Annotated in this window: 6 protein-coding genes; 5 read left to right on the top strand and 1 reads right to left on the bottom strand. The window is 63.2% G+C overall.

Annotated elements, in window-relative coordinates:
• From ACXJ7R_RS23590 to ACXJ7R_RS23570, 5 genes are all read left to right on the top strand, one after another.
• Positions 1–843 (top strand): ABC transporter ATP-binding protein (locus ACXJ7R_RS23590; RefSeq protein ID WP_457153945.1); only part of this gene is annotated, 843 nt, incomplete at its 5' end.
• A gap of 4 nt (positions 844–847) precedes the next feature.
• Positions 848–1,960 (top strand): mandelate racemase/muconate lactonizing enzyme family protein, encoded by a 1,113-nt coding sequence (locus ACXJ7R_RS23585; RefSeq protein WP_457153944.1) that lies wholly within the window; start codon positions 848–850, stop codon positions 1,958–1,960.
• Between the two features lie 9 nt (positions 1,961–1,969).
• Positions 1,970–2,299, top strand: a complete 330-nt coding sequence (locus tag ACXJ7R_RS23580; RefSeq protein WP_457153943.1) for an L-rhamnose mutarotase — start codon at positions 1,970–1,972, stop codon at positions 2,297–2,299.
• A complete protein-coding gene (locus tag ACXJ7R_RS23575) occupies positions 2,295–3,368 on the top strand; it encodes a Gfo/Idh/MocA family protein (RefSeq protein ID WP_457153947.1) in 1,074 nt (357 codons plus the stop codon). The genes ACXJ7R_RS23580 and ACXJ7R_RS23575 overlap by 5 nt, the downstream gene beginning before the upstream one ends.
• Positions 3,365–3,820 carry a MaoC/PaaZ C-terminal domain-containing protein gene (locus tag ACXJ7R_RS23570; protein ID WP_457153946.1) on the top strand — a complete coding sequence of 152 codons (456 nt, stop codon included), beginning with the start codon at positions 3,365–3,367 and terminating at the stop codon, positions 3,818–3,820. The genes ACXJ7R_RS23575 and ACXJ7R_RS23570 overlap by 4 nt, the downstream gene beginning before the upstream one ends.
• A gap of 86 nt (positions 3,821–3,906) precedes the next feature.
• Here ACXJ7R_RS23570 and ACXJ7R_RS23565 read toward each other — a convergent pair whose 3' ends face one another.
• Positions 3,907–5,337: a DHA2 family efflux MFS transporter permease subunit gene (locus ACXJ7R_RS23565; RefSeq protein WP_457153942.1), complete on the bottom strand. Its 1,431-nt coding sequence runs from the start codon at positions 5,335–5,337 to the stop codon at positions 3,907–3,909.
• Positions 5,338–5,657: the final 320 nt, after the last annotated feature.

The following is a 5,657-nucleotide window of genomic DNA, read 5'->3' as shown; positions in this document are numbered from 1 at the left end:
CTCTATCCGCATATGACGGTGCGCGAGAATCTTGGCTTCTCCCTGAAGATCGCCGGTGCGGCCAAGGAAGACATGGACCGACGCGTCGCCGAGGCCTCGGCCATCCTGGGCCTCGACACGCTGCTGGACCGCCGCCCGTCGCAACTGTCCGGTGGCCAGCGGCAGCGCGTTGCCATGGGCCGCGCCATTGTGCGCGATCCCGACGTCTTCCTGTTCGACGAGCCGCTCTCCAACCTCGACGCCAAGCTGCGCACGCAGATGCGCACCGAGATCAAGAAACTGCATGCCAAGGTGCAGTCGACGGTGATCTATGTCACCCATGATCAGGTCGAGGCGATGACGCTTGCCGACCGCATCGTCATCATGCGCGACGGCCATATCGAACAGGTCGGCACGCCCGACGAGGTTTTCCGGCGGCCGGCGACGCGCTTCGTTGCCGGCTTCATCGGCTCGCCACCGATGAACCTGCACGAAGCCACGATCGATGACAGCCAGATGGTTTTCGCCAGCGGCGAAAAACTGCCGCTGCCCGACCAGTTCAAGTCCAATGTTGCCACCGGCGAGAAGGTCGTGTTCGGGCTGCGGCCGGACGACATCTATCCGACCGGCCATGGCATCAGTTCCGGCGGCGCCGCCGACGTCCACCAGATCGAGCTGCCGATCACCGTCACCGAACCGCTCGGCAACGAGACGCTGGTGTTCGTCGAATTCAACGGCACTGACTGGGTGTCGCGCATGCTGAACCCGAGGCCGCTGAAATCGGGCGAGCGGATCGCCATGAGTTTCGACATGTCGCAGGCACATCTGTTTGCCGCCGACACCGGGAAGACATTGCGGAGCTGACGACATGGCCAGAATCGAGAAAGTCGAACTGCGGATGGTGGACCTTGTTCCCAAGGTCAAGCGCACCGACGCAATCCAGAGCTTCGTCAGCCAGGAAACGCCCATCGTGACGATCACCGATTCCGACGGCGCGGTCGGCACCGGTTACAGCTATACGATCGGGACCGGCGGCTCGTCGGTGATGCGGCTCTTGTCCGACCATCTGGCACCGCGCCTGATCGGCCGCGACCCCGACATGATCGAGGCGATCTGGCACGATCTCGAATTTGCCACCCACGCCACCACGATCGGCGCGATCACCGCCATCGCGATCGCTGCGATCGATACGGCGCTGTGGGACCTGCGGGCGAAAAAGCAGAACCTGCCGCTGTGGAAGCTGGCCGGCGGCGCCAAGGACCGCTGCCCGCTCTACACGACCGAAGGCGGCTGGCTGCACATCGAGACTCAGGCGCTGGTCGACGATGCGCTGGCCGCCAAGGCCAAGGGCTTTCGCGGCTCAAAAGTGAAGATCGGCAGGCCGCACGGGTCGGAGGATCTTGCCCGCCTCTCGGCGGTGCGCAAGGCGGTGGGCGACGGCTACGAGATCATGACCGACGCCAATCAGGGGTTCTCTGTCGACGAAGCGATCCGGCGCGCGGCCAGGCTGCGCGAGCTCGACCTCGCCTGGATCGAAGAGCCGCTGCCGGCCGACGATATCGACGGGCATGTGCGGTTGTCGAATTCAACGCCGACGCCGATCGCCATCGGCGAGTCGCTCTATTCCATCCGCCATTTCCGCGAATACATGCAAAAAGGCGCCTGCTCGATCGTCCAGGTCGATGTCGGCCGCATCGGCGGCATCACGCCCTGGCTCAAGATCGCCCATGCAGCGGAGGCCTTCGACATTCCGGTCTGCCCGCATTTCCTGATGGAACTGCATGTCAGCCTGGCCTGCGCAGTTCAGAACGGCCGCTATGTCGAGTACATTCCGCAGCTCGACCAGTTGACCGGCAAGCATATGCGCATCGAGGATGGCCAGGCGCTGGCGCCCCACGAACCGGGCATCGGCATCGATTGGGACTGGGACGCGGTCAAGGCCATGAGCATCGCCGAATTCACCACGGCGATCACCGGATAGGAGACTGATATGCAGCGGATGGGGATGGTTCTGGGGCTGAAGCCGGAAAAGGTCGAGGAGTATGTCCGCCTTCACGCTACTGTCTGGCCGGACGTGCTGACCATGATCTCGGCCTGCAACATCAAGAACTACTCGATCTACCTGAAGCGGCCGGAGAACCTGCTGTTCAGCACGTTCGAATATCACGGCACCGACTACGCGGCCGACATGGCCAAGATGGCAGCCGACCCGAGGACGCAGGAATGGTGGGCGGTCTGCATGCCTTGCCAGGAACCGCTGGCGACGCGCGGGGAAGGCGAATGGTGGGCAGCGATGGACGAGGTCTTCCATCATGATTGAAGGCGGTTTCGACCCTGCCTCACTCGCCCAGTCCTGGCCCAAACCTTCGACGCCCCGGCCGATCGTCACCTTCGGGGCCGGGTCGATCGTCGGCGACGCGCATTTCCCGGCCTACAGGAAGGCCGGCTTCCCGATCGCCGGGCTTTACGATCCCGATCATGCTCGAGCTGAAAAACTAGCCACCCAATGGGGTGTGACAGCCTTTCGTTCCGCCGAGGAGGCTGCAGCCGTCAAGGGCGCGATCTTCGACCTCGCGACACCGCCGTCGCGCCATGCCGATGTGCTGAAATCCTTGCCTGACGGCGCGGTGGCGCTGATCCAGAAGCCAATGGGCAGCAACCTCACTGAAGCAACCACGATCCTCGAAATCTGCCGCGCCAAAAAGCTTCAGGCAGCGGTGAACTTCCAGCTGCGCTTCGCGCCGATGATGCTGGCGCTCAAGGACGCGATCGCCAAGGGCTGGCTCGGCGAGATCGTCGACTTCGACGCCTGGCTGGCGCTGGCGACACCGTGGGAACTGTGGGAATTCCTGCTCAAGGCGCCACGCGTCGAGATCGCCATGCATTCGATCCACTATCTCGACCTGATCCGGCAGTTGCTCGGTGACCCCCGAGGCGTGCACGCCAAGACGCTCGGCCATCCCAACCATGCGGTGGCGCAGACGCGCACCAGCGCCATTCTCGACTATGGCAACACGGTGCGCTGCGCGCTGTCGATCAACCATGACCACAAGTTCGGCCGCCGGCACCAGGCCTGCGAGTTCCGCATCTGCGGCACCGAGGGCGCGGCCTATCTCAAACTCGGCCTCAACCTCGACTATCCGCGCGGTGAACCGGATGTGCTGGAAATCTACCCCAAAGGCGGGACGGACTGGGTCGCGGTGCCCTTGGCCGGCGAGTGGTTTCCCGATGCCTTCGTCGGCCGCATGGCCAATGTCCAGCGTTCTGCAGCCGGCGAAGATGCGAAGCTGATCAGTCCGGTCGAGGATGCCTGGAGCACGATGGCGCTGGTCGAGGCGGCCTATCAATCGAGTGCGGCACCGGCGACACCGATCGCGGAAAGACCCTGATGGAACAGATCCAGTATTTCGAGGACTACGAGATCGGAGCGTCGCGCCTCACCAGCGGCCGCACCATCACCGAAACCGACTTTGTCGTCCATGCCGGCCACACCGGCGATTTCTTCCCGCATCACATGGACGCCGAGTTCATGAAGACGACGCCATTCGGCCAGCGCATCGCGCATGGCACGCTGGTGTTCTCGATCGGCATCGGGCTGACGGCGACCGTCGTCAATCCTGTCGCCTTTTCCTATGGTTACGACCGGCTGCGCTTCATCAAGCCGGTGTTCATCGGCGACACGATCCGGACGCGCACCACCATCGCGGCCAAGGAAGACGATCCCAAGCGGCCGGCTTCGGGACGGGTCATCGAGCGCTGCGAAGTGATCAACCAGCGCGGCGAAGTGGTGCTGGCGGCCRACCACATCTACATCGTCGAACGCAAGCCGGCGGAGAGCTGAAGTTCAGGGCACCTAACGATGGTTCCCTATGTGGATGCAAGTATGCCCGTATACGCGCGCGATGCTAGGCCATAACTTTCGTCGCCCTATTTGCGAGAATTGTCCTTGCGAACGTGGCCGCTGACCTGCACGCCGTCCTCGGCGCGCAGATACAGGAAGCCGGGAATGGACAGCAGCGGGATGATCGCGGTCAGCAGGAACACCTGATGAAAGCGCCCCGGTGTCACGATGTGGGTTTCCCCGGCAACCAGACCCAGCACCATGGCGGCGATTGAAACGCCGAGCGAAACGCTGAGCTGCTGCAGGACGCCGCCGAGGCTGGTGGCGCGGCTCAATTTGTCCGCCGGCAGGTCGGCGTAGGACAGCGTGTTGGAGGTCATGAACTGCGCCGACCGGATGATGCCGAACACGAAGACGTAGAGGCCGATCATCCAGTGTGGCGTGTCGACGCCGATCAGGGCGAAGCCCGCCACAGCGGCGGAGCCGACAAGCGCACTGCCGATCAGCACGACATTGAAACCGAAGCGCCGCAACAGCGGCGACAGCAGCGGCCGAATGAGCAAGGCGCCGAAGCTGCCGACGAATGTCAGCGAGCCGGAGGTAACCGGGCTCATGCCAAAGCCGACCTGCAGCATCAGCGGCAACAGGAACGGCACGCCGTTGAGGCCGACACGGCACAAGCCGCCGGCCAGCGTACCGACCCAGAACGAGCGAAACCGAAACAGCGTCAGGTCAACTGCCGGCGCGACGACGCGGCGCGCATAGCGCCCGAACGCGAGCAGCAGCAGGACCGCCGCTGCCAGCACCAGCACTGTCGCCGAGACAGGGATGATCGGCCGGCCGATGCTTTCCAGCCCGAATTGCAGCAGTGCGACGCCGCATCCCACCATCAGGAATCCGGCGAAGTCGAAACGTTGCACCGCTTCCTCATGGAAATCGTCGACAAAGCGCAGCGCAGCGGCAATGCCAAGGCAGCCGAACGGCACGTTGACATAGAATATCCAGCGCCACGAGGCATATGTGGTCAACAGGCCGCCGAGCAGCGGCCCGATGACAGGTCCCATGATGGCGGGCAAGGTCATGTACGTCATGGCGGTGATCAAGCCGCTGCGCGGAAAGCTGCGCAGCAGGATCAGCCGCCCGACGGGCGTCATCATGGCACCGCCCAGCCCCTGCAGCGCGCGCATCGCCAGCAGCATGCCGAAACTGCTGGCGATGCCGCACAGCGCCGAACCAAGGGTGAAGGTGAAAAGCGCCAGCGCGAATACTCTTCGTGCGCCGAACCTGTCCGCGAACCAGCCGCTGACGGGGATGAACACGGCCAAGGTCAGGATGTAGGTGGTGATCGCCAGGTTCAGCCTGACCGGTGTCGTGTCGAGGCTGCGCGCGATGGCCGGGATCGCGGTGGTGATGATGGTGGAATCGAGCTGCTCCATCAGAAACGCGATGGCGACGATGATCGGAATGATTAGCCTCAACCTCGGGTCGCGCTCGGTGGCAAATTGAGGCTGTTCCAATGCTGTGGCCAATTCCGTCATGCAGGCGGCTATATGTTGCAGCCCAAGCTGGCGCATCCGCGTTCAAAGGCAAGATTGCCTTGTGCGCGCCAGCCAGCCGAGACCTGACCGCACGGCCTGTCTTATGGTCCGACAAAAAGGCAAGCGGTAGTCAATTTGGGCTTGATGGAGGTCAACAAATCTTGACCGCGGCTATCCCTGCGAGGACATTGGCAAACGGCCGTTGCGTGGAGTTTTCCGGTTCATTTGCGTTTCAGCGAATGTCGTCCCGATTTCGTGAAGGAACGTGTCGAGTGAGAGGTCGTTTTCCTCCCCATGTA

The organism is Mesorhizobium sp. P5_C1, from assembly GCF_054049815.1.
Note: the sequence above shows the minus strand (reverse complement) of the source record. Positions and strands in the feature narration are given on the sequence as shown.

Coding starts and splice junctions, on each gene's coding strand:
- ACXJ7R_RS23585 (WP_457153944.1), top strand. CDS start 848: ATGGCCAGAATCGAGAAAGTCGAACTGCGGATGGTGGACCTTGTTCCC.
- ACXJ7R_RS23580 (WP_457153943.1), top strand. CDS start 1,970: ATGCAGCGGATGGGGATGGTTCTGGGGCTGAAGCCGGAAAAGGTCGAG.